This window comes from Mycobacterium sp. (genome assembly GCF_052144515.1).
Classification (GTDB): domain Bacteria; phylum Actinomycetota; class Actinomycetes; order Mycobacteriales; family Mycobacteriaceae; genus Mycobacterium.
This window is the reverse complement of the sequence record NZ_JBKQQD010000178.1, coordinates 50,279-74,606: the sequence shown is the minus strand read 5'-3', so window position 1 is coordinate 74,606 and position 24,328 is coordinate 50,279. Positions and strand designations below refer to the sequence as shown.

Below are 24,328 nucleotides of genomic sequence, written 5' to 3'. Positions count from 1 at the left end.
CGGGCTGAGCCCGGCGCCGGGTGCCGCTACTCGTTGCCGAAGGCGTCGTAGAGTTCCGGCAGGAAGCCCGCCAAGTGATTCATCTCCTGCGCACAGTGCACCAGCAGATTGCGACCGCTGGATTCCGGATTGCCGAGTATCCGCGCCGCGATCGGACGCACCGCCCGGGAGGCCACGCCCGGGGCCTTGCGCACGGCGATGTGCGGTCCGCCCATCCAGAACCGTGAACGCATCTCGGCTCCGCTGTGCGTCGACCTGATGTGATGGATGAACCATCCGACGTCCACCGGGGCGTCACCGGCGCCCAGTCGCGCGCAGATCGCGACCGCGTCATCGCTGTTGGGTGGACAACCCATCTCCGCCGGTGCGACGAATTGGATTGCGCCGTTGAGCATCGATGAGCCGATGTACTCGCTGATCAGTGACCAGCGGCCGATGTAACGGTCATCGCCCTGCCGGCCGGTATCGTCTCCGTCTTTCCAGGCAGCGGACAGGTGCGCTCGCGGATGCCACAGCGTGTAGCGGCGGGTGTCGCACCCGTGCCAGCCGAACCACCACGACCACATCGCGGGGGTGACCCCGGGCATGTCGGTGCGCACGGATACCTGATAGCTGCCGTCTTCGAGAATCCCGTAGCCGTTCTCGGTCTGCTGATAGCCCTCGTCGGCGACGCGGGCGGCGTCGTCGAACGCCGACAGTGCCATGCCGCCTTGCGGCCCGTGCTGCAGCGCCTCGACGACATGCTTTGGAAGCGGAGCCATTTCGGGTTTGAAGAACTTCCCGAACGGAGTATTCGCGTCATCGTTGCGGTAGCCGAGGTAAAGGTCGCTGGTCATCAGATTCGTCCCATCCAACTGTTGAACAGCCCGTCGGGGTCGTAGTCGGCGCGCACCCGGTCGAGCTCGGCCATGGCTGCGTCGCTGGCGAATCGCGCGGGACGCTGGCCGAGGTTTTCGTCGGCAAGCTGAATGCCAACGGCCAGGTGGGACATCGCCTCCATGTTGGACCGCGCCCAGTCGGCGTACTTCGGTTCGTCGGCCGCATCATTCCAAGAGCCGTAGAGCGCCAGGTAGATGTCGGCCTCGATGCTGTAAGCCATGTCCTGGCGGGGCGGGACAGGGCCCCAGTTCAGCCAGAGGAAGTGCGCCGGATGCGGGGGCAAGGTGTCGAGGATGGTCCGGATGCCCGGCAGCAGGTCTTCGGCCGGCGCCGACGTCCACATGTTGTCCACCGCGTAGTAATGGTCGGACAGGTAATGGCTCATCGCGACTTCATACCAAGTGGGTAAATCGGTTGGCATATAGGGAACTTTGACTATCGCCTTGTCGGCGACCGGACAGGTGCCGAACAGGGCGAGGGCCTTTTCGGCCTCTGCCTCCGAGTCGGCGAACGCGGGCGACGCAAACGAGATGACAGGTTGGTCGATGCCCATGTTCGGTTCACCGCGTGAGGCGACGGCCTGTAGCTCGACCCGAGGGTCGACCTCGGCGCTAACCGCGCGGGCCCAGGTAAAGACTTCGTCGGCCAGATCGAACGGGTACAGGTACACGCTGGTGCCACACGCGCCGGGCCGCGGATACAGCTTCAGGTAATACGACGTGACGACACCGAAAAAGCCCGGGCCGGCGCCCCGGGCAGCCCAATACAGGTCGGGGTGATTGTCCTCGTCGCAGTGGACCTGCTCACCCTCGGCGGTGATCACGTCGACCCCGATGACACTTTCGCATGCCGGGCCGTAGATCCGGCTGTTCCAGCCGTATCCGCCTTGCAACAGATAACCGCCGAGACAGACGCCCTTGCAGTGGCCGCCCGGAAAAAACAGGCCCTGCTCCTGCAGGTCGGCCATGAGCAGGCTGCCGCCCTTGCCCGGACCGGCGACGGCGAGGCCCTTCTCGGCGTCGATCGTCGCGTGATCCAGGCGGCTGACATCGAGCAGCACCGCGCCGTCGCGCAGATGGCTGGCCGCGAAGCTATGGCCACCCGAAACGATGCTGACCTTATGCCCGTTGGCCTTGGCATAGCGGAGACCGGCGATGACGTCGTTGGCATCGGCGGCCTGCACGATCACCTCGGGATAGCGTTCAGGCACTCGTTGATGCCACACCGTGCCGCGTCGGGCCGCTTCGTACCCGTCATCACTGCGGAAAAAGTGCCGCCCTGCCGGTAGAGCGCTCATCTGAAACTTCCTTGAAATCCACATTACGGTTCTTTGTAGTCCGCAATGCGGAACACTATAGTGGGATTGTGCCCCGGATGGAACGAAACGCGCAGACAAATCGAGATGAAGGAATCCAGGTGCTGCGTCGTGCCGCAGCGGCGCTCGATGAGATCGCCGCCGAGCCCGGACAGCTGCGTCTGGTGGACCTCGGTGAGCGGCTCGGGCTGGCCAAGTCGACGGCTCGTCGCCTGCTGGTCGGCCTGGTTGAGGTCGGGCTGGCCAGCGTCGATTCGCAGGGCCATTTCTCACTCGGCGAGCGCCTGCTGGGATTCGGCGGCGACGCCGGAGCGCGCAGCGCCGCCATCTTCCGGCCAACGATCGAGCGGGTCGCGCGCGCGACCGACGGCGAGACGGTAGACCTGTCGATACTGCGGGGCCAGCGAATGTGGTTCATCGATCAGATCGAATCGTCGCATCGCCTGCGGGCGGTTTCAGCGATCGGCCTCCGCTTCCCGTTGAACGGGACCGCCAACGGAAAGGCGGCACTTGCGGTCCTTGACGACGCGGAAGCCCAGGCGGCGCTCACCCGGTTCGGCCCCGAGGTCGCCGACGGGTTGCGTCGCGATATCGCCGAGATCCGGCGCACCGGAATCGCATTCGACCGCGACGAACACACCCCTGGGATCTCCGCGGCCGCCATCGCGCGACGTGCCTTGGACGACAACGTGATCGCCATTTCGGTGCCGGCGCCCACCGAGCGCTTCCTCGAAAAAGAGCAGCGCATCGTCTCGGCATTGCGTGCGGCAACCGAGTCGCCTGCCTGGACGAGGTGACCACTCAGCCGTTGGCGGAACGGCGGCGCCGGACTAGCCAGAGCTCCCGAGGCGCGCGGCCTCTTCCAGGAGATCGGCGGCGCTGGCAACGCTTTCGGCGGGTGTCGTCATCTGGGCGGCGACCTCACCGGCGCGGGCGGCGCATTGCGGAGTGAGGATGGAGCGCAGGTCGGCGACCAGTGATTGCTGGTTGGTCGCCGAGAACTGCTGCGAAGCACCGACTTTCAGCTCTTTGACCCCGGCTGCCCAGACCGGCTGATCAAGCCAGAGCCAGAGAATCAGCGTGGGAGTTCCGGCCCGCAGAGCTGCGGCTGTGGTGCCCGCGCCGCCGTGGTGGACGACCGCGCGGCACACCGGAAAGATGGCCGCGTGGTTGACCGCGCTCACAATTCTCACGTGGTCGAGATCCGGAATGGGGGCGGAGTCATTCGGGCCGCTGCAAATCAACGCCCGCTCGCCCAACTGCGTGCAGGCCGCGCTGATCATCGCGACCGTATCAGCGAAAGGTAGGACCGGTGTGCTGCCAAAACCGAAGTAGATCGGCGGCGTTCCCGCCGCAATCCACGACAAGACCTCGTCGTCGGCATCGGTGGGCAGCTCCAGCGTGAGTGCGCCGACCAAGGGTTGCCGGGCATCCGGTTCCACCCATTCGGCCACCACGCCGGGCAAGCAGAGCTCGTCGTAGGCCTGGATCTCCAGCACCGGTAGAGCGGACGGTCCAGGCGGCTCCGACAAACCCAGCGCTCTGCGTTGAGCGTCGTCGGTGTCCTTGGCTACCGACGCATACAGCCCCTCAGACGACCAAACGCGCTCAGGGAAGAAGTGCACGACGGCCAGCGGAATGCCGTAGTACTCCGCGATGTTGGTGGCCAGCCCCCGCTCGTTGAAACCCGCCACGAGCAGGTCGGCCCCTTCCGCCAAGGATTTCAGCGTCGTGGTCTTCGCTGTCTTGACCCGGCTGACACGCTCGACAACTTCGGAAAACATGCTGATCGGATTCCGGATCTTCGTCGAAAAGTCGCGAACGAAATCGGCGGCCGGGTTCATCTGCTCCCGCGAGTCGGGCCCGTAGCTGACTGCGGCAAGTCCCGCGGACTCGACGAAGCCGAGCATGTCGGGCGGGACTGCCATGCACACGTCGTGGCCGCGGCGCAGCAGCTCCCGACCCACGGCGGCGCAGGGCTCGACGTCGCCGCGACTTCCATAGCTTGCCAGCACAACTTTCAATCGGCCCAACCTAACTCGCGGTGATGCCTACACGTCCGAGCAGAAAGTGTGCCCTATCGGCACCCGACACGAGCAGGCCGGGGGTGCGATGGCTCGGCGACGGCCGGATCCGCCTGTCCCACAGGGATTTTGCCGGTTAGGGTCTGAGGCGGCGCCGGCTGTGTGCTCATGCCCAACGCCTAAGGACCCGGTTCAGCGGAACCCGCTGGCGGTTGGGCGGTCTCAGCTCTGGCCAGGTGCGCGCGGTGGCGCCCGAGCCGGCCACAATTGCCGAAGGAACCCAAGTACACGAGTTCGACGAGTTCGACCGCGAATTGTTCCTGGCGCTGCAGCACGACGGACGGCTCAGCTGCCGGGATCTGGCCGCGGCGGTCGGTCAATCGGAGCCGGTGGTGCGTCGCCGCTTGGGTCTGTTGACCCGCTCCGGGTTGCTGGCTTTCCGAACCGATTTCGCACGTGTGGGAGCCGGCTGGCTGACGGGCGTGGCAATCAAACTGCGGGGCAGGGGATCGCCGGTAGAAGCGCTGGGACACACACTGGTCCAGTACCCCGAGACCCGGTTCTGTGTCGCGACCGTGGGCAGCGGTGCGGCCAACCTTTTCGTCACCATGCAGCTGCACAAGCTGTCTGCCCTTGACGCGGTGATTCATCGGCTGCTGGCCGAATACCCCGGTGTGGCGGTGGCTGGACACGCGTGTGGTGCTGCGCTCCGTCAAATCCTGGGGGCGGCTATTGGGACCGGACGGACACGCCCGGGAGATAGTCCCCGTCGATCTCTGGTGCTCGCCGGCTACCAGCTAGAACGGGAAAACGCCACGCCAGAAAGCCTTTCGGCTCAGGTCGCCGCAGCGGACGTTGCGAACAACGGACCCCACTCGTGTCGGGCCGCTGACTGCGCATCGGTGAAGCTGGGTGTCTGCTCGCCGTCACCTGCCAGATGCACCAGCGCCCACGCCATCGCAAACACTGGCACCTTGTACCGTTGTGCCGCGCTGTGCAATTCATCGAAAGCCGCGTCTGAACGGCACCGGCGAAGTCCGATGAGAATGCCGCGCGCGGTGTCGAGAATGCGCCCAGAGTTCGGGCCGCAGTTCCCCATCATGCTGTGGATACCTCCCGTTGAGCCCTACCGAAATCCGCTATCACATAGCCGATTGCGCAGAGTTCGCGACATTGATCCCCCATTGCGCACTGTGCCATGATTTGTGCATACGTCCCGTAATGCCAGCTTGCCGACCGCATCGGTATGCAGCTGTGATCGTCTTGATACCGACCTGCACCGCGTTAGGAGCCGGGCAGGCCGATGGACCACTGCATTGGTGACTGAGGACTCTGTGTTGCGATCCGCAACGGGTGCATAGTGAGTGACCATGCTAGGCCCGCTGCTCGACGTTTTCCGCCTCCGCCAGTACTTCGACGCAATAACCCGCACGCGGGAGTTGGTGCAGGGATTGCAACAGGACACCGGACTTTTGACGGACGCCGCCCGGGCGGTGCTGCGCCTGCCGTCCGGTGGCGCCGGTGCCCAGAATCGGCAACCGTTCCCCCCAGCCGAGCGGTACGCCACCACTGTGACCGACGGTCAGCGGATCGCCCTGGCGGCGACAGGCGGAAGCGGCGCGATGGCCTCACTGGTGGGCGCCGCGCGTGCTCTGGAAGAAGCCGGCCTGCATCCGTCGGTCATTTCCCTGTGCTCGGGCTCGGCATTGTTCGGGTTTCCCCTGGCGGCTGGGATCAGCGCCGAGAAGGTGGCGGCTTTCACCCTGGGGCTGCTCCCGCAGGACTACGTCGACTTGGACTGGGGCCGGCTGCTCCGGCTGGCGCTGACGGCCGGGCGAGGGTTTGCCGGCATCATTGCTGGCGATGCGATCGAGGACACGTACCGACGTCTACTCGGCGACATGACACTGGGCGACATGCCCATTCCGGCGTACGCGCCGATATGGAACGTCGAGCAGAATCGGGTTGAATTCATTGGTCCCCGAACGCATCCGGAGCTTCCGGTGGCGCGCGCCGTCCACATGGCCATCGCGTTGCCGCTGTTCATCCAGCCCGTCGAGCTCGGCGGGTTTCACTGGTGCGACGGCGGGATCGTCGACATCTTTCCGGTCCACCCGCTCCTCGACATCGAGCAGCCCTGTGACGTCACGCTGGCGATCAACGGGTTCTATCCCCCCGGATTCCAAGGCGAAGACGCCACCGGCTGGGAGTATCGCCGCGCCAGCATCCTGTATGTCGCGAGTCAGGTGCGCACCTGCCAGCAAGTGGAGCTTGCGCGCGAAAACCTGGCCCGGTTGCGCGCGGCGTCGAAAGTTTTCATGATCGAGCCGGTTTCCTACGAGACCGTACGGGGCGTCGGTTTCTACCGCCAATTCCTCAGCACCCGCGACTGGGCCGGATTCATGGCCGCCGGGCGTATCGAGGCGCGTCGGGCGCTGACGACAATCCGTAAAGATGGCACGTCGATGGCAAAGCCCGAATTAGCCCGCGAGCGCTAATACTTCGTCGAAGCCGGCGACGAGGGATTCATAGAAGACGTCGTAGTCGGGGATCGCAACGGTGTCGACGTCAATGCCCAGGGCGCAAGTATCGACATAGGTGAGCAGTGTGACATTGACAGCCGCACCGATCGTCGGGCCGAACGCATACTGCGCGCGCACCGCGGCGCCGCCCAGGAAGACCGGCACGGGCACACCCGGCACGTCGCTGGCCAGGAAATCGACGTGGCGCAGCACCGAACCGATGAACCAGCGCGGCATCAGGTTGAGAGCGCCGGCAATCAACTGCGTGTACGGCAGGGATCTCTCATCGCGCACCGCGCCGGCGCGCTGGTGTATCGCCTTGATTCGTGCCGCCGGGTCGGCCTCGCCCACCGGCACGTCGAACCGCATCAGCGTGATCCGGTTTCCGCCCATGTCATCGGCCTTTGTCCGCAAGCTGATCGGCATCGTGAGGTGCAGGTCGCCGACCGCGACGCCGTGTTTCTCGTGGTATCGGCGTAACCCACCGGCCACCCCGGCGACAAACGCGTCGTTCAGCGCCCCACCACAGCGGTGCGCCGCCTCCCGCAGTAGCGGCATCGGCACCTCGTGCACCCCGAGACGCCGGATCAGGCCGCGCTCGGTTACCAGCGAAGACCCGGTCCGACTTATCGGCCGAACCGTCCGGTAGACCGACGCCGCGATGGCCGCTGCCGATCGGACCGTGGCAACAGGCCGCCGAACGCCGTCGTACACCAGTCGCGGTGCCGCCTTGACCGCGCCCGCCAAGGCGTTCCCGAGCAGGCCGGTGTCGTAGCGCCAGGTGTCCCGGTACCCGCTAAGCCACGACGGCCTCGATACGTCTGGCTCGGGCGGCAAAGGCTCACGCTGATAGGGCTCTTCGGGAAGGTTGAACAGGTTCATCGCGATCTGGACGCCGCCGATTCCATCGGTAAGGGCATGGTGGAACTTGCAGATCAGGGCCGCGCCACCGTTCTCCAGGCCCTCGACGAGCGTCGTCTCCCAGAGCGCCCGGGCCCGGTCGAAACCCTGCATCTCGGCCACTCGGGCCATCTCGAGCACATCGTCGAGCGTGCCGGACCCGGGGGCGGCCGCTCGCCGCATGTGGTAGTCCAGGTCGAAGTCCGAGTCATACTCCCACCGGGGCGGGGCCGGCGGCGGCGACGCCACCACCCGCTGCCGAAACATAGGCACTTTCCGGGTTATCAGGTCGAATCGTTCGCGCACCTCGTCCCAGTCCGGGGATCGATCCAGCAGCACGACGCTGACCACGGTCGATCGCAGCCGCGGATCGCTTTCCATCGCCCAGGTAAAGGCGTCGCTGTTGCGCATGAATTCAGTCATATGTGCTCCTAGCCACAAACCTAGGACTGAAAGTGGCCGAGGTCAGCAGATTATTGGCACACAATGACTTTGGTCCCCAGACATCGGGCCATTTGTCATCAGTTGCCCAGCACGCGCCGGGTGTAGTCGTTGAGAAAGACGCGGTCGGGGTCGAGGCGGTCGCGGACGGCGGCGAAGCGGTCCCATCCGGGATAACGTTCGCGGAGCGTGCCGGCGGTCTGATAGTGGCGCTTGCCCCAGTGTGGGCGGCCCGCATACTCGTCCATGATCGCCTCGACGGCACGGAAGTAGGTCTCGAATTCCATCCCGGTGTATTGGTGCACGGCGATGTAGCAGGTGTTGCGCCCGTGCGCTGTCGACAGGAACGCGTCGTCGGGGGCTGCGAAACGCACCTCGAGCGGGAACATGATGGGCAGTTTGCGACGGTGCACGAGGTCGATGACGCGCTGGATTGCTGCGCGGGCATGCTCGCGCGGGATCGCGTACTCCATCTCGGTGAACCTGACCTTGCGCTCGGTCGCGTACACCTTGTAGGCGCGGTCGGTGACTGTGGCTTCTGACATCAGGCTTGTCATCAGACGGTTGAGTCTGGGGGCCGCACCCGGCAAGCGCCGGCCGGTCTGGCAGATCAGGCTCAGGCCAGCGTTTTCAAAGTCCTCGCTGAGCCTGCGTTTCCACGTCGGCGTCGGTGTGGGCTCCTCATCGCTGCGGCGAGTGGTGCGCGTCAAAGCCGTGTCCCCGTAGGGAAATACGAAAAACTCGAAATGGTCGTTGCCATCGACATATTCGTCGAGGCGTTCCAGCGTCTCGGTCAGTGCACGTCGTTCGTCGCGGCGGTTCAACGTGTACAGCGGCACGGCCTGGACGGTGACCTGGGAGATCACCCCTAGCGCACCCAGCGACACTCGCGCGGCGAGGTAGTCGTCACCTTTCGAACCTTCCGACAGAGTTAGCACGTCACCGGCGGCGGTGATGAGCCGCAGTGAGACGATCCGCGCCGACAGATTCGGAAACCGCGCCCCCGTTCCGTGTGTCGCGGTCGCGGTGGCGCCGGTGATCGACTGCGCATCGATGTCGCCCTGGTTTTCTAGCCCGAGGCCGCGCTGGGCCAATTGCGAACCGAGCGTGTGCAGCTTGGCGCAACCCTCGATCGTCACCAGCCCGCTCGCCGGATCGGCGCTGATGACCCGCTGCAGGCCGGTCATGTCGATCATCACTCCGTCCGTGCATGCACAGTCGGTGAACGAGTGTCCGGTGCCGACGGCTCGCACGCGCTCGCCGCACTGCGCGCTGCGCGCCACCACCTCGACCAGCTCGGCCTCCGAGGTCGGCAGCACGATCGCCGATGGTGCGCAGAACTGCTCGCGGGCCCAGTTGCCCCATCGCGGGCTCACCGCACCAACTCCCGCACTACGGATTCGGCGACGCTGACCGCGTGCATCACTGTCCGGTAGTCCAGGTTCTCGGGAGTGTCCGACATCAGGTGGTAGTTCGACAGCGTCTTGTGGCGGTCGATCGAGGAGAAGCATGCGGTTGGGTAGCCCGCGCGGCTCATGAGCACCGCGTCGGTGCTGTTGCGCGAGCGCAGGCCTCGGCGCAGCGGCGCGTCGGCGCGCTCGGCGGCCCGTGCGACCAGATCGCGGAACGGACGGTGGAAGTAGTCCTCCATCACCGTCGTGCCCTCGCCCTCGAGCATGATCAGGTCGGGCGAGCCGATTGTGTCGAAATTCAAAAAATACGTGCGGTCACGGTCGAGCTCGCGCTTGCGGCGCTCCATGAATCCGTAGATGCCACCCTGCAGTGTTTCCTCGGCGCCCAGCGACACCAGCAGCACCCGCACGCCTTTCACCGGCCGTTCGCGCAGCCGCTCGGCCAATGCGACGAGCAGCGCGACGGCAGACAGGTTGTCGTTGGCCCCGGGGACGACCGGGCTGCGGGCAATGTCGGCGAAGGCGGCGGCCGCGATCGCGCTCATTGCGGCCCCCGCGATCATCATCTTGCGGCTGCCGCGCAGCGCGCCGACGCCGGCCAGCGCGGGCGCGAGGATCGGTGGCCACCAGTTAGGCGGCGAGGTGTCTATGCGCTCGACGATCCCGGGAAATCGCTGGACGACAAATTGCTGAAGGGCGGGGTTGAAGAACTTGCCGGTATGCGCGGCATCGTGATGGGCGCACACGACGACCGTCAGCTCGCCCGCGGGATCACCCGCCTCAGCCACGGCGTTCGATGTCGTCCGGGACTTTTCCGTCGCTCTGCGCGCAACGCGCGGCCCGTTCGAGCAGTCGTCCGCGATCGCCAGTCCGGCACCCAACCCCGCCAGTGCGGCGGGGACCCGCAAGCGACGGCTGATCAGGCCCGCGAGGCCGGCGGCCACCCCGATCGCCGACAGTTTGACGTGTAGCCGCGGGTAGCCGTCGAAGTACTGCTCCTCCTCGATCCGCGCGTTCTGCGCGCCCGCTCCACCCAGGCGTTCGACGATCCACCTGGCCGCCTCCTGCTCGCCCGGCGCGCCGGCGGCGCGCTCGATTGGCGCGAGCGTCTCGACAACCTCGCGCATTGTGTCCAGCTCGGTCGGCAATGCGGTGATCGCGGTCATGGCAGCTCCTTTTCGCGCGCGCGTTGAACTTGCGCGGCCTTTCACCAATCAGAGGAATGTGCGCCCCTCACCCCGATACGTCGGGACGGTGTCGACGATCTGCGCGCCATGCACCAGATGTAGGCAGTCGAAACGCTCACACAATTCGCCGGCCTTCGTGTGGCGGAAATAGACCTTGTCGCCAACCTTCAGCCTTCGGGCTGCGTCGCCATTCAGCGGGGTCTGGACCTCGCCGGTGCCCTCCATCGGGTCGAGCTTCAGCCCGGTCGGCAGGTAGGGCGTCGGCATGCGGTCCTTCGCACCGACTCCGCTTGCCAGGTACCCGCCCCCGAGCGCGGTTGCGGTCTTTGCGTCGGGGCGGCGAGATATCGGTAGTGCGAACATCGCCGCCGGCTGCAATGTGAAGGTCGAATACGAGTCGAACAGCGTCGGCGCGTAGAACCCAGAGCCCGCGGTCGCCTCGGTGATCGCCGGCTCCGGTGCGACCAGCTGTAGGTCGCCGGTGCCGCCGGCGTTGACGATCTTGAGGTCGGCGACCTCGCGCACGAGTTCAACAGCGCGGGCGCGGCGCTCGCGCAACTCCGCGATCGACTGGCGCTGCATCCACGCGACGACGGCGTTTTGGATGCGCTTGCCGGCCACGTTGTCGCCGAAGCCCGCGATGTGACCCTCGTAGGACATCAGCGCGACGAGTTGGAGCGTCGGCCGTCGGGCTATCTCCACCGCTAGCGCGCGCGCCTGTTCCGGCGTGTGCAACGGCGAGCGCTTGGGGCCGATCTTCACTCGCCCCCCGGCACGCCAGTAGCCAGCATCAAGGTCCAGACACACGCGCACCGGCTTGCCGGTCGCATTCTCGATCAGGTCGAGGTGCTCGACACTGTCGACCATCACGATCGGCGCGCCGTCGGGGTCCTCGGCGGTTATCTCGCCGAGCTCGCGCATCGCCGCGCGGTCGGTCGTCGGGTAGGCGAGCAACAGGTTGGAGAAACCGAGCCCCGCGAGCCAGAGCGTCTCGCGCAGGGTGAACGTCATCAGCCCGTCGAAACGCTCACTGGCATCGAGGATTTCGCGCTGCAGCGGCCGACAGCGCAACGACTTCGACGCCACCCGGATCGGCTTGTCGCCCGCGCGTGCGAGCATTTGCTCGGCATTGCCCCACATCGCGTCGAGGTCCACGAACGCGAACGGCGCATCGTGGTCGGCGAAGGCCTCCTCGTAGCGGCGCAGCCGGCTTTGCGCGTCCAGTCCCGCCGGCGTGTCCGATCGTCGCCCGTGATCGGTCACCTCGTGCACGCCGTTACCCTACTGAACATCCCGCCGTGTAGGCCGGGTTGACACCGTTCGCCGTTGGCCGTGCCGGCATTGTCGTACCGCCGGGCACTCCGGCTACGGCGTCCCGTTAGTCCCGTACTGGCCGAACAACAGCCCGCCGGTGCCGCCTTTGCCGCCCTGAGCGCCGACGACACCGTTGCCGCCGTCACCGCCGTTGCCGATCAACCGGGCGTTGCCACCGTTACCCGCGCCGCCGGCTCCGCCCGTCGATCCGGCACCGCCATCCGCCCCGGCGCCACCGTTGCCGAAAGCCACCCGCCGGCCCCGCCGGCGCCACCATTGCCGGCCCCAGTCGCCGCCGCGTTCTGGCCGCCTGCCCCGCCGGCGCCGCCGTTGCCGAACAGGAGGGGCACCGTTGCCGCCGGCGCCACCAGTGCCGGCTCCAGTGACCGTGGCAGTCGCCGCCGCGCCCGAGCCGCCGGACCCCCGCTGTTTCAAGGAAACCCGGCGGGCACCCGGTCGCCATTGAATCCTCGGCAAAGGGTATCGCTATCGGGCCAGCGCACTCCGCATTTCCGCTACTCCTACCCTGCGTTTCGCCCTGCGACCCGGGAACGTTTCAGCTATATCGCCAGCAAATTCGCAAACGGCCTCACAGTATGGCTTTGAGATCCTTTGCCTTGGCGATGTCGTCCCAGTCCATGCCGAGCTCCAGCAGAATCTCCTCGGTGTGCTGCCCATGCTCAGGGGCACGCGCGGGGGCCGGCGGGGTTTCGTTGAATTGCACCGGCGCCGCGACAATCCGGTATTTCTCGCCATCGTCGTCGACATTTGTCACCACATAGCCGTTGGGTTCGACCTGCGGGTCATTGAGCGTTTCTCGCGGCGTCGCGAGCGCGGCCCACACACCCGGTTCGTCTTCGAGCGCCTTCTGCCAATGGGCGAGGTCGCGGCTGGCAAAAGCGGTCGCGAAAATTGCGGTCGCTTCGGCCGCGTTGGCTATTAGGTTGCTGGACGGCACAAATCGCTCGTCGGTGGCCAACTCCCCCAGACCCATGCGCTCACAGAAGCCGGCCCAGAATTTGTCGGGCTGCAGAAAGACCAGCTGAATCCATCTGCCGTCTTTGGTCTTGTACCGGTTCACCAGTGGATTAATGGCCAAGCCGGGCGGTGCGCCGGGAATGCCGTCGATGTTGAAAAAGTCGGCGGCCGAAATCGACGGCGCGATGGCCCACATCGCCTGCGCCAGCAGTGAGGAGTCGACGATGGTCGGCTCGCCGGTCCGTTCCCGGTGGAACAACGCGGCGCACACGCCGCCGGCCAGCGTCGCTCCGCCTTGTAGGTCGCCGAACCCCGGGCCCTGGACGGCGGGCGTTTCGGTCCCGAACGGGGTGAGGGTGTACGCGACCCCGCCACGCGCCAGGTAGGTGGCGGCGTCGAAGCCACCGTGATTGCGGTCCGGGCCGCGCACCCCGAGGCCGGTGCCGCGCGCGATGATGATCTTCGGGTTGAACGCGCGGATGTCCTCGACGGTGAGCCGGGCCCGCTCCAGCGCCCCGGGCAGCCAATTGGTCAGGAAGACATCCGCAGTGGCCAACAGACGGCCGAACAACTCCCTGCCGGTCTCGGTTTTGATGTCGATCGCGATACTGCGCTTTCCGCGGTTGCCCAATTCGAGGATGAAGTCGGCGTCAACGCGGGCGGCTTCGCGGGTGAAACCGCCGACGACCAAGGCCCGCCCCGGATCACCCGAGGCGACGCCTTCGACCTTGATGACGTCGGCGCCCCAGTCCGACAGAGCGGCACCCGCCGACGGCACGTAGGTCCACGACGCCAGTTCGATGACCCGGACACCGCTGAGCACGCCTGACCCAACCATTTCCATGCCACCCTTCGGTCGCGGGCTTTCTTGCTATTTTAGATATTCTAGTTACTGTAGGGAATACTGTTAGCCCGGCTGCAGCTGCGCCCAGTTTGCGCGTGGCAGTATTTCGTGGAAGAGATGCGATGGAGCCGACCATTGGTCCGATCCCGATCCATGCGGTGCGCGCGTGGCGCGACCCCGCGCCGGCCGACTCGTCCCGGCTTCCCGACCGCCCCAGACGCTTTGGCAGCGAACGGCTTTGGACCCCGAACGGGGTCGAGCCGAAAAGGCGAATTATAGGCACTGGCACAAAGGACGGGCTATGGGCAGGGTGACGGGCAAGGTGGCCGTGATCAGCGGAGCCGCGCGCGGTCAGGGGCGTTCGCACGCGCGACTGCTCGCGGCCGAGGGAGCCGACATCATCGCGGTGGATCTGTGCGAGGACATCGACACCAACGAGTACCCCCTGGCCCGGCCGGAGGATCTCGACGAGACCGCGCGACTGGTAGAGAAGGAAGGGCAGCGCGCGTTCACCGCGATCGCCGACGTCCGGGACCGCGCGGCGCTGTCGACCGCCATCGACGAGGGCGTCGCCGAATTCGGGCATCTGGACATCGTGATCGCCAACGCGGGCATCTGTCCGCTCACCGCGGGATTGCCACCCAAGGCCTTTGCCGACGCTGTCGACGTCGACCTGGTCGGCGTGCTCAATCTCGTGCACGCGAGCCTCAAACACCTGCAAGCGGGTGCATCGATCATCGTGACGGGCTCCAACGCTGCATTCATGTCGTCGATGAACACCACCGGCATCGACGGCGGTCCCGGCGGAGCCGGATACGCATTCGCGAAACTCGCTGCCGCGCATTACGTCAACGATTTTGCCCGGGCACTCGCGCCTTTCTGCATCAGGATGAACGCGGTGCACCCGACGAATGTCAACACGGACATGTTGCACAGTGCGCCGATGTACCGGGCCTTCCGGCCCGATCTGAAGAACCCGACCCGCGAGGACGCCGAACCGGTCTTCCCGCTGGTGCAGGCGATGCCGGTCCCCTACGTCGAACCCGAGGACATCAGCGAGGCCGTGCTGTTCCTCGCCTCCGACGCGGCACGCTACATCACCGGACAGCAGCTGCGCGTCGACGCCGGCGGTTTCCTCAAGGTCAAGCCATGGTCGGGCGCGTGACAGCAGTGAAACGAATCATGCTTCCCCGCAACGGGAATGGAGTGGCGCAGTGAGCGAGGATCACTCCGACGAAACTCTGCGCCGGATCTACGAGCTGATGGTGCTGATGAAGGCGGCCGATGACCGGCTGTCCAAGGGCATCGGCACCGGGGAGTTCATGTGCGTCTACTGGCCGTCGCGTGGCCAGGAGGCGATCGCCGCCGCGATGGGTGTCTCGTTGCGACCCGACGACCAGCTGGTGACGACCTACCGCGGGCTGCACGATCTCATCGGCAAGGGTGTCCCGCTCGAGGAGATCTACGGCGAGATGATGGGGCGCTCGGTCGGCGCCAGCCGCGGCAAAGGCGGCACCATGCACATCGCCAACCCCGATAAGGGAGTGATGCTTTCGACCGGGATCGTCGGCGCCGGACCGCCGGTGGCGGTGGGGCTGGCGATGTCCGCCAAACGCAAAGGGCTGGACCGCGTCACGGTGGTCAGCTTCGGCGACGGCGCCACCAACACCGGCTCCTTCCACGAGGCGGCCAACATGGCCGCCCTGTGGGATCTGCCACTCGTGTTGGTGTGCCAGAACAACCTCTACGCCGAGATGACGCCGACCTCGGAAACGATGAAGCTCGAGCACGTCGCCGAACGGGCCGCCGGCTACGGCATGCCGGGTGTTCGCGTCGACGGCAACGACCCGCTGGCCGTGAAAGCCGCGCTGGACGAAGCGCTGCAGCGAGCGCGCTCCGGCGGCGGGCCGACGTTCATCGAGTGCGTGACATTCCGCTTCCGCGGCCACTACTTTGGTGACCGGATGCTTTACATACCCAAGGATCAACTGGCCGCGGCGATGGCGGCCGATCCGGTGCCACGCTTCCGCAGCCACCTCACCGAAGCCGGCATTGGCGAGGACGAGCTCGACCGCATCGACAACGAGGCGCTCGCGACGGTGGAATCCGCCTTGCAGACGGTCATGAGCGCTGATGCCCCGTCGATCGATGAACTCGACCGCGACGTGTACGCGACCCCGATCAAGTTCCCGGTGTGAGGACATGCAAGAAAAAGAGATGACGATGCGCGAGGCGCTGAATCTCGCGCTCGACGAGGCGCTAAAGGCCGACGACCGCGTGTTCTTGCTCGGCGAGGACATCGCCGACCCCGGTGCGTCCGGACCGACGGCGGGGTTGTCGACGAAGTACGGCCACGACCGGGTGCTGGACACACCCATCTCGGAAGCCGCGATCGTCGGCGCGGCGATCGGCGCGGCGATAGACGGGATGCTGCCGGTCGCCGAGATCATGATCATGGATTTCATCGGCATCGCCGCCGACCAGTTGATCAACAACGCCGCCAAGCTGCGATTCATGACCGCAGGGCGGACGACGGCGCCGATCACCATCCGCACCCAGGTTTACGCCGGACTGGCCACCGGCGCGACGCACTCGCAGAGCCTCGAGGCGTGGTTCATGCACATTCCCGGGATGAAGGTGATCGTGCCCTCCACCCCGCGCGACGGCAAAGGCCTACTGACCACTGCGATCTTCGATGAGGATCCCTGCCTATTCATCGAAACAATTCGCCTGCAAGGCAAGAAGGGACCAGTCCCCACCGACCCCGGGTTCTCAATTCCGCTGGGGCAGGCCGACATCAAGCGACCCGGCACCGACGTGACGCTGATCAGCTATGGGCGCAGCGTGCACGATGCGCTCGCGGCGGCGGCCACGCTGGTCGAGCAGGGTGTGAGCGCCGAGGTCGTCGACCTGCGCACGCTGGTTCCCCTCGACGTCGAGACGATCGTCGACTCCGTCCGCCGTACCCGAAGGGCCGTAATCGTGCACGACGCGGTGCAATTCGCCGGGCCCGGAGCAGAGATCGCCGCGATCCTGCAGTCCGAGCTGTTCGGCGAGCTGGCCGCACCCATCGAGCGGGTGGGCGCGAGGTTCGTCCCCAACCCGGCCGCTGCCGCGCTCGAAGCGCAGGTGTACCCGTCGCCGGCGCGCGTCGTCGAAGCGGTGCAACGCAGCCTACAGAAGGCCAACGTGCGTGGCTGACTTCATCATTCGCATCCCGCGGGTGTCGGTGGCGGTCTCCGAAGCGGAGCTCACCGACTTTATCGTCGACGCGGGCGAGCACGTCGAGGAGGGCACTCCGCTCTACGTGATCGCCACCGAGAAGGCAGAACAAGAGATCGAAGCCGGAGCTTCGGGCACCGTGCAGTGGACGGGGCAAATCGGGACCACCTACGACATCGGCGCCGAAATCGGCGTCATCACTTCCTAACGAAAGGTAGAGGCTGACAATGGATCTCAACGAGACCCGCGAAAGAATCGTCTACGAAAAAGAAGGCCCGATCGCTCGCGTCATCCTGAACTGGCCTGAGAAAGCCAACGCGCAGGACCAGAAACTGGCCGAGGAAGTCGACGCCGCGCTGCTGGACGCGGACCGCGACTACGACATCAAGGTTTTGATCCTCAAGGCCAACGGCAAGGGCTTCTGCTCGGGACACGCGATCGGCAACAACGCGGTGGACTACCCGGCGTTCGTCGAGGGCGCCAAGGTCATGGGCACACCGTGGAAGCCGCAGACCGACCTGTTCGTCAAACCGATCCTGAACCTGTGGGAGTTCTGCAAGCCGACCATCGCCGCGGTGCACGGCTACTGCGTCGGTGGCGGCACCCATTACGGGCTGACCACCGACATCGTCATCGCCTCCGAGGACGCCTACTTCTCCTACCCGCCCCTGCAGGGCTTCGGCATGCCGTCCGGCGAATGCTCCATCGAGCCATGGGTCTTCATGAACTGGCGGCGCGCCGCCTACTACCTGTACCTCGCCGAGGTCATCGACGCGAAGAAGGCGCTGGAGGTCGGTCTGGTCAACGAGGTGGTCCCGCGCGACCAACTCGAGGACCGCGCCGAGGCCATCGCCCGTCATATCGCCCAGGCACCGATGACGACACTGCTGGCGACCAAGGCGAACCTCAAACGGGCCTGGGAGCTGATGGGCATGCGGGTGCACTGGCAGAGCTCCAACGACCTGGTCGCGCTCGCGTCGATCAGCAAGGATGTACAGCAGCTGATTCAGACGGTCTTCAAGGACAAGGTGCTGCCGTCCGAGCAAGCCCGGCGCCAGGCAGCCGCGGCGGCCGCATCGACCGACGGCGCGACACCCACCGCTTAGGTTTTCTGGGGCCTGATGGTGAACATCGCCGACCACGCGATCACGGCCGCGCTATCGCCGGCGCTGATCATCGACGGCCGCGCGATCTCGTACGGCGAGCTGTATGCCAAGAGCCAACGGGTCGCCGCGGTGCTGCACGAGGCCGGGTTGCGCCGCGGCGACGGCGTGGCCCTGGTGCTGACGAACCGACCGGAGTTCTTCGAAATTACCTGGGGTTGCCAGCTTTCCGGGCTCTACTACACCGCGGTCAACACGCACTTCACCCCCGACGAAATTGCCTACGTGATCGACGATTCCGACGCCAAGGCGGTTTTCTTAGATATTACCGACGCTTCGGGGCCTTCCGGGGCTGACCTCGCGGCACACGTGCGGGAGGTCAACACGGGAATCGGTGTCCACATCGCGGTCGGGGGCGAGTTGCCCGGCTGGCAGTCCTATGCGGACGCCCTCTCCGCGGCCGGCGATGCGCCACCGTTGTCGGACGGGTCCGAGATGCTGTACTCGTCGGGTACCACCGGAAGGCCCAAGGCGGTCCGCCGGCCGCTCCCGGCCGACGGCAACGGCTCATGGGCGCAGTCGGTTCTTGAGATGGCGCTGATCCACCACTATGGGATGGATCAATCGAGCGTGTATCTGTCCCCCGCGCCGATGTACCACGCCGCCGGGGTGAACTACACGATGGCGGTGAACCGCGTGGGGGCCGCGTCGATCATCATGCGCAAGTTCGACGCCGAGACCGTCCTGCGGCTGATCGAGACCCACCGCATCACCCACGCCCAGTTCGTGCCGACAATGTTCGTGCGGATGCTCAAGCTGCCGGAGGCCGTCCGGCAAAAGTATGACGTGTCGAGCCTGAGGTGCGTGATCCACGCGGCCGCCCCGTGCCCGGTGGACGTCAAGCACAAGATGATGGAGTGGCTTGGACCAGTCATTCACGAATATTACGGGGGCACTGAGGGGTTCGCTGGCACTACGATCGGCCCGCAGGACTGGCTCGCCCACCCCGGCTCGGTCGGCATACCGATGGCTCCGGTGCACGTGGTAGGCGAGGACGGAGAGGAGCTTCCCGTCGGGGAGTCCGGCGAGCTTTACTTTGAGGGTGGACCCGACTTCGAATACTTTAAGGACCCCGCGAAGACCGCGTCGGTGTCCAACGAACGCGGGTGGCGCTCCTTGGGCGACATGGGTTACGTCGACAAGGACGGATACATGTACCTGACCGACCGATCGACGTTCATGATCGTCTCCGGCGGGGTGAACATCTACCCCCAGGAGGTGGAGAACCTTCTGGTCATGCATCCCAAACTCGTTGATGCCGCGGTGTTTGGCGTGCCCAACGACGAGTTCGGCGAGGAGGTCAAGGCGGTCGTGCAGCCGGCCGACGGCGTCACGCCGGGGCCCGACCTCGAGGCCGAGCTCATCGAATACTGCCGAACCCATCTGGCGGGCTACAAGTGCCCGCGCAGCGTCGAATTCGATCCGGAGCTGCCCAGGGACCCGAACGGAAAGCTCTACAAGAGACGCATCCGCGAACGCTTTTGGCAGGGGCGGGCGTCACGGATCCTGTGACCCGCACGGATAAGGGGTACTAGATGGTGAGCACCGACAAAACCGAAGTGAACTGGACTTCGCTTCCGGTGCCATGGGCGGTTCGAACGGCCGACCGGATCCCCAAGCAGCGGTACTACGACCCGGAGTTCTACGCGCTCGAAAACGAGATGCTTTGGCCGCGGGTGTGGCAGATGGCATGCCGCCTCGAGGAGATCCCCAAGCCCGGCGACTACGTCGAATACGAGATTCTCGACGAGTCCGTGATCGTGGTCCGCCTGGACGCCGAAAACGTTCGCGCTTATCACAACGCCTGCCGCCATCGCGGCGTAAAGCTGGTGGAAGGCAACGGGAATCGGCGCACCTTCGTTTGCCCCTTCCACGGCTGGTGTTGGGGCATCGACGGACACAACACCTTCGTGCTACGGCCCGAGGAGTTCAACGAGCACAACCTCAGCCCGGAGGATCTCCGCCTGGTTTCGGTCCGATGTGAGTTGTGGGGTGGGTGTGCGTGGATCAACCTCGACGACGACGCCCCGCCGCTACGCGACTGCTTCGAGCCGTTCGCGTCCATCTATGACGCCTGGAAGGTGGAGTCGCTGCGCGTCGAGTGGTGGCAGTCGTGCCGGCTTCCGGTGAATTGGAAGCTGGCGACGGCCGCATTCATGGAGGGCTACCACGTCCCGCAGACCCACCCCCAGCTGCTGCCATCCTCGCAGCCCAACTCGTCGTCCAAACCACAGGGCCTGGCCCAGACCAACCTGTACTTCATGCGCACCCTGGGCGAAGGCATGGCCGGCATGACCCACGAGAACGACATACGCATCGCCGAGGGCTTGCAGGACATGGAGCTCCCGGCCGATCCCACGGCGGCGATGGCCCTGTGGCGCAGCACCCTCAACGACGCCATCGTCCAATGGCATCGGGCCCGGGGCTGTGACATCCCCGACCTCAACGAGTTGCAGCGGCGCGGCATCGTCGAAGCCATCAATTTCGCTTTCCCGCACTACTTTCTGCTACCCCAGTACAGCAGCGCCTCCTCGTACCGGATCCGTCCGCTTGGTCCCGAGGAGACGCTGTTCGAGATCTGGTCACTCACCCGCATTCCACCTGACCAAGTCACCGGGAGACCGACACCACCGGAGCCCATGTCACCCGACGACCCGCGCTGGCCGCCGATCCCCGCCCAGGACTTCTCCAATCTGCCCAAGCAGCAAAAAGGATTGCACTCCAAGGGCTTTGAATACATGCGCTTGTCCAGCCGGATCGAAGGATTGATCTCGAACTTCGAACGCGTCATCGACGGTTTCCTTGCCGGCCTGCCTTATGACGCCCTGGTGCCCGCGATCCAGAAGACCAACACCACAATCGACGTTCCGATCGCCGATCTCGGCCTTACCGCCGCTTCGGAGGCATGATGACCACGCAGTGGGACCGCTCCGTCGACCTGCTCATCGCGGGAAGCGGCGGAGGCGGCATGGTGGCCGCGCTGGCGGCGCTCGACTCCGGGATCGAGCCGCTGGTGATCGAGAAGCAGGCTCTGGTGGGGGGTTCCACGGGACTTTCCGGTGGCATGGTGTGGTTGCCGAACAACCCGCTGATGCGCGCGGACGGTATCCCGGACTCGCACGAGGATGGTCTGGCGTACTTCGACGACGTGGTCGGCGACATCGGCCAGCCCTCATCGCCGGCACGCCGCGAGATGTTCCTCACCGCGGGCTACGAGATGATCAACTTCTTGATGCGCAAGGGCGTTCGGCTCGTGCGGTGCCCGGGCTGGAGCGACTACTACCCGAATCACAAGGGCGGCAACGAAGCTGGCCGCGCGATCGAGGGCATCCCGTACGACGCGGCAGCACTGGGCAACTGGAGCGACAAGGTCCAGCCCTCGATGGCCAAGAGCTACGGCGGGTTCGTCCTCAAGACGAACGAGCTGCGCGCGGTGCAGTACTTCAATCGATCGCCGCGGGCCTTCGCCGTGGCGACGAGGGTGTTCGCGCGTACCAGGGCGGCCAAGCTGCGTCGTCAAGAGCTCCTCACCAACGGTGCCTCACTCATTGGTCAGCTGCTCAAGGCGCTGATCGACCTGCGCGGCGAGCCGCCGATCTGGATCGACGCCGCAATGCAGGACCTGATCGTCGACGACGGCCGTGTCGTCGGCGCGCGCGTTACTCGTAACGGCGCATCGCTGAATATCGAGGCGCGCAAGGGCGTCCTGCTCGCTGCAGGCGGCTTCAGCCGCAACGCGGACATGCGCCGCCGCTACAGCGGCGACCAGCCCAATGAGGCGCGGTGGTCGATCGCCAACGCAGGCGACACGGGCGAGGTGCTGGAGACGGCGATCCGGCTTGGCGCCAAAACCGATCTGATGGATGAGGCCTGGTGGCTGCCATCGATTTTCATCGCCGACGGAGGTGACGCCGCAAGGGCGCTCGGAAGCGGTCGGCAGCGGCCCGGGGCCATCTACGTCGACGGCAGCGGCAGGCGGTTCTGCAACGAGTCGAACTCATACGTCGAGGTCGGCAAGGCGATGTACGCGAACAAGGCGGTGCCGTGCTGGATGGTCTTCGACGAGGGCTACATACATAGATACGTCTCGGGAGCGAACCCGTTCAAGAAACGCAGCCTCCCCGAAGAACTGATCGAGCGGGGCGCGGTCCTGCGAGGTAAAACCATCGCCGATCTCGCGCACCAGATGGAGGTGCCGGCCGGCACGCTGGAGCAGACGGTGAAGCGCTTCAATGGTTTTGCGGCCAAGGGCCTCGACCCCGACTTCGGCCGCGGCCAGTCGGCGTACAACGACTGCCTGGGTGATCCCGGGTACCGCACGAACGCCGCGCTCGGGCCACTCGACCGGGCGCCGTACTACGCCACGAGGGTTGTTCCCGCCGATGTCGGAACGTGTGGAGGGCTGGTCGCCAACGAGTACGCGCAGGTCCTCGACGAGAACGACCGCGTGATCGAGGGGCTGTACGCGACGGGCAACATCACCGCGACGGTGATGGGCCGAAACTATCTCGGAGCGGGCGGAAGCATCGCCTACACGATGGTCTTCGGCTACGTGGCCGCCCGGCACGCCGCCGGCCGCAGGGTCGCCGGCGAGACGAGCCGCTAGGCCCAGCGCCGTCTCGTCGAGCGTGACGATGCAGTCACGCTCGGCCTCGAATTTGACTGCACCGTCACGTTGGCGGCGGATCGAATTTGTCGACGAATTCGCGCGGCTTCATGCCCGACTGCATGAGTTCGGCCCGCCGCGCCTGGACATCGGATGCGGCGCCGACCATGTTCGTCAAGATGTGGCTGACCTGAAGGTGCACCCGCATTCCCATCAATTCCCAGGCACGCTTCACGTTGCTTTTCACCGCCATCAGCGTGGTCAACGGGATCTGCGCGATCTTGCGTGCCATCTCCTCGACCGTGTCCTCCAGGTCTTCGCGCGGCACCACCCTATTCAGCAGACCCCAGTCGAGGGCTTGCTGCGCGGACAGGGTCGGCGCCAGCAACAGCCAGTCCATGGTGCGGTGCCAGTTCATCATCAGCCACGGCTCGATCATGGTGTGCCCGCCGGGTTCCCCGAGGCTCTGGGCAAGCGGCATCTGGAAATACGCGTCCTCGGACGCCACACAGAAGTCCGTCAGCAGGCCGAGATAGATCCCGCCTCCCATGCAGTAACCGTGAATCTGGGAGATGGTCGGCTTAGGGAACTCCCACAGGTACAGCGTCGGCCACAGGAACAGGTCAGCGGTGCCCTTGTACAGGTCCTCGAACGTGTTTCCGAAATCGGGATAGGGATTTTCGTCCGGTTCCCAACGGGCGACATGCCCGCCGCAGAAGCCCTTTCCATTGGCCTTGAGGATGACGACCTTGATCTCCTTGTCGCGGTCGGCTTCGTGCAGGCACTCGTCTACTTCGGTGACCAGTACCGCATCCTTGGTGTTGGCCTTGTCTACCCGATTGAGGATGATCCGTGCGATCGGTGGTTCGCGTTCATAGATGACCGCTTCGAGGACGCGCCGTTCCATCCTCGTGACACTACCCGAGGCCGGGGACGTGCTACAGCGAGCGGCTGATGATTTCCTTCATGATTTCGCTTGTGTCGCCGCAGTGAGACCCGTTGGAAATGAAGGTCTTCGAACCGTTGATCACGTAGTGCGAGACGTCGCGAACCGCGGTGGTGCGTATCCCCTGCAGGTCAGAACCGGCACCCGGTTCGGTCATCGCGATCGCCAGCACCGCCTCCCCGCTGATGACTTTGGGCAGCCACCGCTGCTTCTGGTCCTCGGTGCCGTAGGTGTTGATGTAATGCGCGCCGATCGGCGAGTGTACGATCCAGCCCGACGCGGTGTCGTTCGCCAGCGCCTATTCTTCGGCGACGATCGCCGAAAGACCGAAGTCGCCTTCGGCTCCACCAAACCGCTCGGGCAAGTCCAGCCCGAGCAGCCCCGCATCGCCTAGCTTGTTCCAGTATTCACGATCGACCTGATGCTCTCGGGCCCAACGTTCTTGGTTCGGGGTCGCTTCCTTTGCCAGTAATTCGCCAGCGTGCTTACTCGATGCTGGTTTGTTTCCCAGCTCGCGCGGTATGTCGGAAAAAGCTCGGACATTGTTACCCTCTGAATTCATCCACCCCGAATAT

At 65.5% G+C, this 24,328-nt stretch carries 21 protein-coding genes and 2 pseudogenes; 11 read left to right on the top strand and 12 right to left on the bottom strand.

The genetic code is table 11. The features are described 5' to 3' along the window. Positions 1-26 precede the first annotated feature (26 nt). Together ACLP9N_RS12175 and ACLP9N_RS12170 are read right to left on the bottom strand one after the other, a co-directional pair. Positions 27-836, bottom strand: coding sequence for a DAPG hydrolase family protein (locus ACLP9N_RS12175; RefSeq protein WP_442407634.1), 810 nt, complete (start codon positions 834-836; stop codon positions 27-29). Continuing rightward, the gene (locus ACLP9N_RS12170; protein ID WP_442407633.1) at positions 836-2,176 is read right to left on the bottom strand and encodes an FAD-binding oxidoreductase; all 1,341 of its coding nucleotides are present in this window, start codon (positions 2,174-2,176) and stop codon (positions 836-838) included. Before ACLP9N_RS12170 ends, ACLP9N_RS12175 begins: the two co-directional genes overlap by 1 nt. Before the next feature lie 77 nt (positions 2,177-2,253). On the opposite strand from ACLP9N_RS12170, the gene ACLP9N_RS12165 reads away from it, so the two are divergent. Beyond that, a complete protein-coding gene (locus ACLP9N_RS12165; protein ID WP_442407631.1) occupies positions 2,254-2,991 on the top strand; it encodes an IclR family transcriptional regulator in 738 nt (245 codons plus the stop codon). A gap of 33 nt (positions 2,992-3,024) precedes the next feature. Here the strand turns inward: ACLP9N_RS12165 and ACLP9N_RS12160 are convergent, their stop codons facing one another. Next, positions 3,025-4,218, bottom strand: a complete 1,194-nt coding sequence (locus ACLP9N_RS12160; protein ID WP_442407630.1) for a glycosyltransferase — start codon at positions 4,216-4,218, stop codon at positions 3,025-3,027. Positions 4,219-4,454: 236 nt separating this feature from the next. Between ACLP9N_RS12160 and ACLP9N_RS12155 the strand changes: the two are divergent. After that, a pseudogene (locus ACLP9N_RS12155) lies at positions 4,455-4,637 on the top strand (AsnC family protein); the annotation flags it as partial. Positions 4,638-5,053: 416 nt separating this feature from the next. On the opposite strand, the gene ACLP9N_RS12150 reads toward ACLP9N_RS12155, so the two are convergent. Next, complete coding sequence (locus tag ACLP9N_RS12150; protein WP_442407653.1) at positions 5,054-5,320, bottom strand: ANTAR domain-containing protein; 267 nt, start codon at positions 5,318-5,320, stop codon at positions 5,054-5,056. A 268-nt stretch (positions 5,321-5,588) separates the two neighbouring features. Here ACLP9N_RS12150 and ACLP9N_RS12145 point away from each other — a divergent pair, with 268 nt between their 5' ends. Next, positions 5,589-6,716 (top strand): patatin-like phospholipase family protein, encoded by a 1,128-nt coding sequence (locus ACLP9N_RS12145; protein ID WP_442407629.1) that lies wholly within the window; start codon positions 5,589-5,591, stop codon positions 6,714-6,716. On the opposite strand, the gene ACLP9N_RS12140 is transcribed toward ACLP9N_RS12145, so the two are convergent. The 6 genes from ACLP9N_RS12140 to ACLP9N_RS12115 form a co-directional block, all read right to left on the bottom strand. After that, positions 6,699-8,063, bottom strand: coding sequence for a wax ester/triacylglycerol synthase domain-containing protein (locus tag ACLP9N_RS12140; protein ID WP_442407628.1), 1,365 nt, complete (start codon positions 8,061-8,063; stop codon positions 6,699-6,701). The two genes, ACLP9N_RS12145 and ACLP9N_RS12140, sit on opposite strands and share 18 nt — an antisense overlap. Before the next feature lie 98 nt (positions 8,064-8,161). Beyond that, the gene (locus ACLP9N_RS12135; RefSeq protein WP_442407627.1) at positions 8,162-9,457 is read right to left on the bottom strand and encodes a D-arabinono-1,4-lactone oxidase; all 1,296 of its coding nucleotides are present in this window, start codon (positions 9,455-9,457) and stop codon (positions 8,162-8,164) included. Beyond that, complete coding sequence (locus ACLP9N_RS12130; RefSeq protein ID WP_442407626.1) at positions 9,454-10,659, bottom strand: M28 family metallopeptidase; 1,206 nt, start codon at positions 10,657-10,659, stop codon at positions 9,454-9,456. The genes ACLP9N_RS12135 and ACLP9N_RS12130 overlap by 4 nt, the downstream gene beginning before the upstream one ends. 48 nt (positions 10,660-10,707) lie before the next feature. Then, complete coding sequence (locus ACLP9N_RS12125; RefSeq protein WP_442407625.1) at positions 10,708-11,952, bottom strand: amino acid deaminase/aldolase; 1,245 nt, start codon at positions 11,950-11,952, stop codon at positions 10,708-10,710. Between the two features lie 93 nt (positions 11,953-12,045). Further along, positions 12,046-12,246 carry a PE family protein gene (locus ACLP9N_RS12120; protein ID WP_442407624.1) on the bottom strand — a complete coding sequence of 67 codons (201 nt, stop codon included), beginning with the start codon at positions 12,244-12,246 and terminating at the stop codon, positions 12,046-12,048. A gap of 337 nt (positions 12,247-12,583) precedes the next feature. Next, entirely contained in the window at positions 12,584-13,810 is a 1,227-nt protein-coding gene (locus ACLP9N_RS12115) for a CaiB/BaiF CoA transferase family protein (protein WP_442407623.1), read from the bottom strand. Positions 13,811-14,117: 307 nt separating this feature from the next. Here ACLP9N_RS12115 and ACLP9N_RS12110 point away from each other — a divergent pair, with 307 nt between their 5' ends. From ACLP9N_RS12110 to ACLP9N_RS12075, 8 genes are all read left to right on the top strand, one after another. Next, positions 14,118-14,981 (top strand): mycofactocin-coupled SDR family oxidoreductase, encoded by an 864-nt coding sequence (locus tag ACLP9N_RS12110; RefSeq protein ID WP_442407622.1) that lies wholly within the window; start codon positions 14,118-14,120, stop codon positions 14,979-14,981. A 97-nt stretch (positions 14,982-15,078) separates the two neighbouring features. After that, positions 15,079-16,014 carry a thiamine pyrophosphate-dependent dehydrogenase E1 component subunit alpha gene (locus ACLP9N_RS12105; protein ID WP_442407652.1) on the top strand — a complete coding sequence of 312 codons (936 nt, stop codon included), beginning with the start codon at positions 15,079-15,081 and terminating at the stop codon, positions 16,012-16,014. Between the two features lie 4 nt (positions 16,015-16,018). Further along, positions 16,019-17,017: an alpha-ketoacid dehydrogenase subunit beta gene (locus tag ACLP9N_RS12100; RefSeq protein WP_442407621.1), complete on the top strand. Its 999-nt coding sequence runs from the start codon at positions 16,019-16,021 to the stop codon at positions 17,015-17,017. Further along, positions 17,010-17,246, top strand: a complete 237-nt coding sequence (locus ACLP9N_RS12095; RefSeq protein ID WP_442407620.1) for a lipoyl domain-containing protein — start codon at positions 17,010-17,012, stop codon at positions 17,244-17,246. The genes ACLP9N_RS12100 and ACLP9N_RS12095 overlap by 8 nt, the downstream gene beginning before the upstream one ends. 19 nt (positions 17,247-17,265) lie before the next feature. After that, entirely contained in the window at positions 17,266-18,144 is an 879-nt protein-coding gene (locus tag ACLP9N_RS12090; RefSeq protein ID WP_442407619.1) for an enoyl-CoA hydratase-related protein, read from the top strand. A gap of 18 nt (positions 18,145-18,162) precedes the next feature. Next, on the top strand, positions 18,163-19,713 hold the full coding sequence (locus ACLP9N_RS12085; protein WP_442407651.1) for an acyl-CoA synthetase: 1,551 nt from the start codon (positions 18,163-18,165) through the stop codon (positions 19,711-19,713). 47 nt (positions 19,714-19,760) lie between these two features. Next, on the top strand, positions 19,761-21,110 hold the full coding sequence (locus ACLP9N_RS12080) for an aromatic ring-hydroxylating oxygenase subunit alpha (RefSeq protein WP_442407650.1): 1,350 nt from the start codon (positions 19,761-19,763) through the stop codon (positions 21,108-21,110). Beyond that, positions 21,110-22,807: an FAD-binding protein gene (locus tag ACLP9N_RS12075; RefSeq protein WP_442407618.1), complete on the top strand. Its 1,698-nt coding sequence runs from the start codon at positions 21,110-21,112 to the stop codon at positions 22,805-22,807. Before ACLP9N_RS12080 ends, ACLP9N_RS12075 begins: the two co-directional genes overlap by 1 nt. 64 nt (positions 22,808-22,871) lie before the next feature. Here the strand turns inward: ACLP9N_RS12075 and ACLP9N_RS12070 are convergent, their stop codons facing one another. Further along, the gene (locus ACLP9N_RS12070) at positions 22,872-23,714 is read right to left on the bottom strand and encodes an enoyl-CoA hydratase-related protein (protein WP_442407617.1); all 843 of its coding nucleotides are present in this window, start codon (positions 23,712-23,714) and stop codon (positions 22,872-22,874) included. Between the two features lie 79 nt (positions 23,715-23,793). After that, positions 23,794-24,296 (bottom strand): annotated as a pseudogene (locus ACLP9N_RS12065) (acyl-CoA dehydrogenase family protein); the annotation flags it as partial. Positions 24,297-24,328 lie beyond the last annotated feature (32 nt).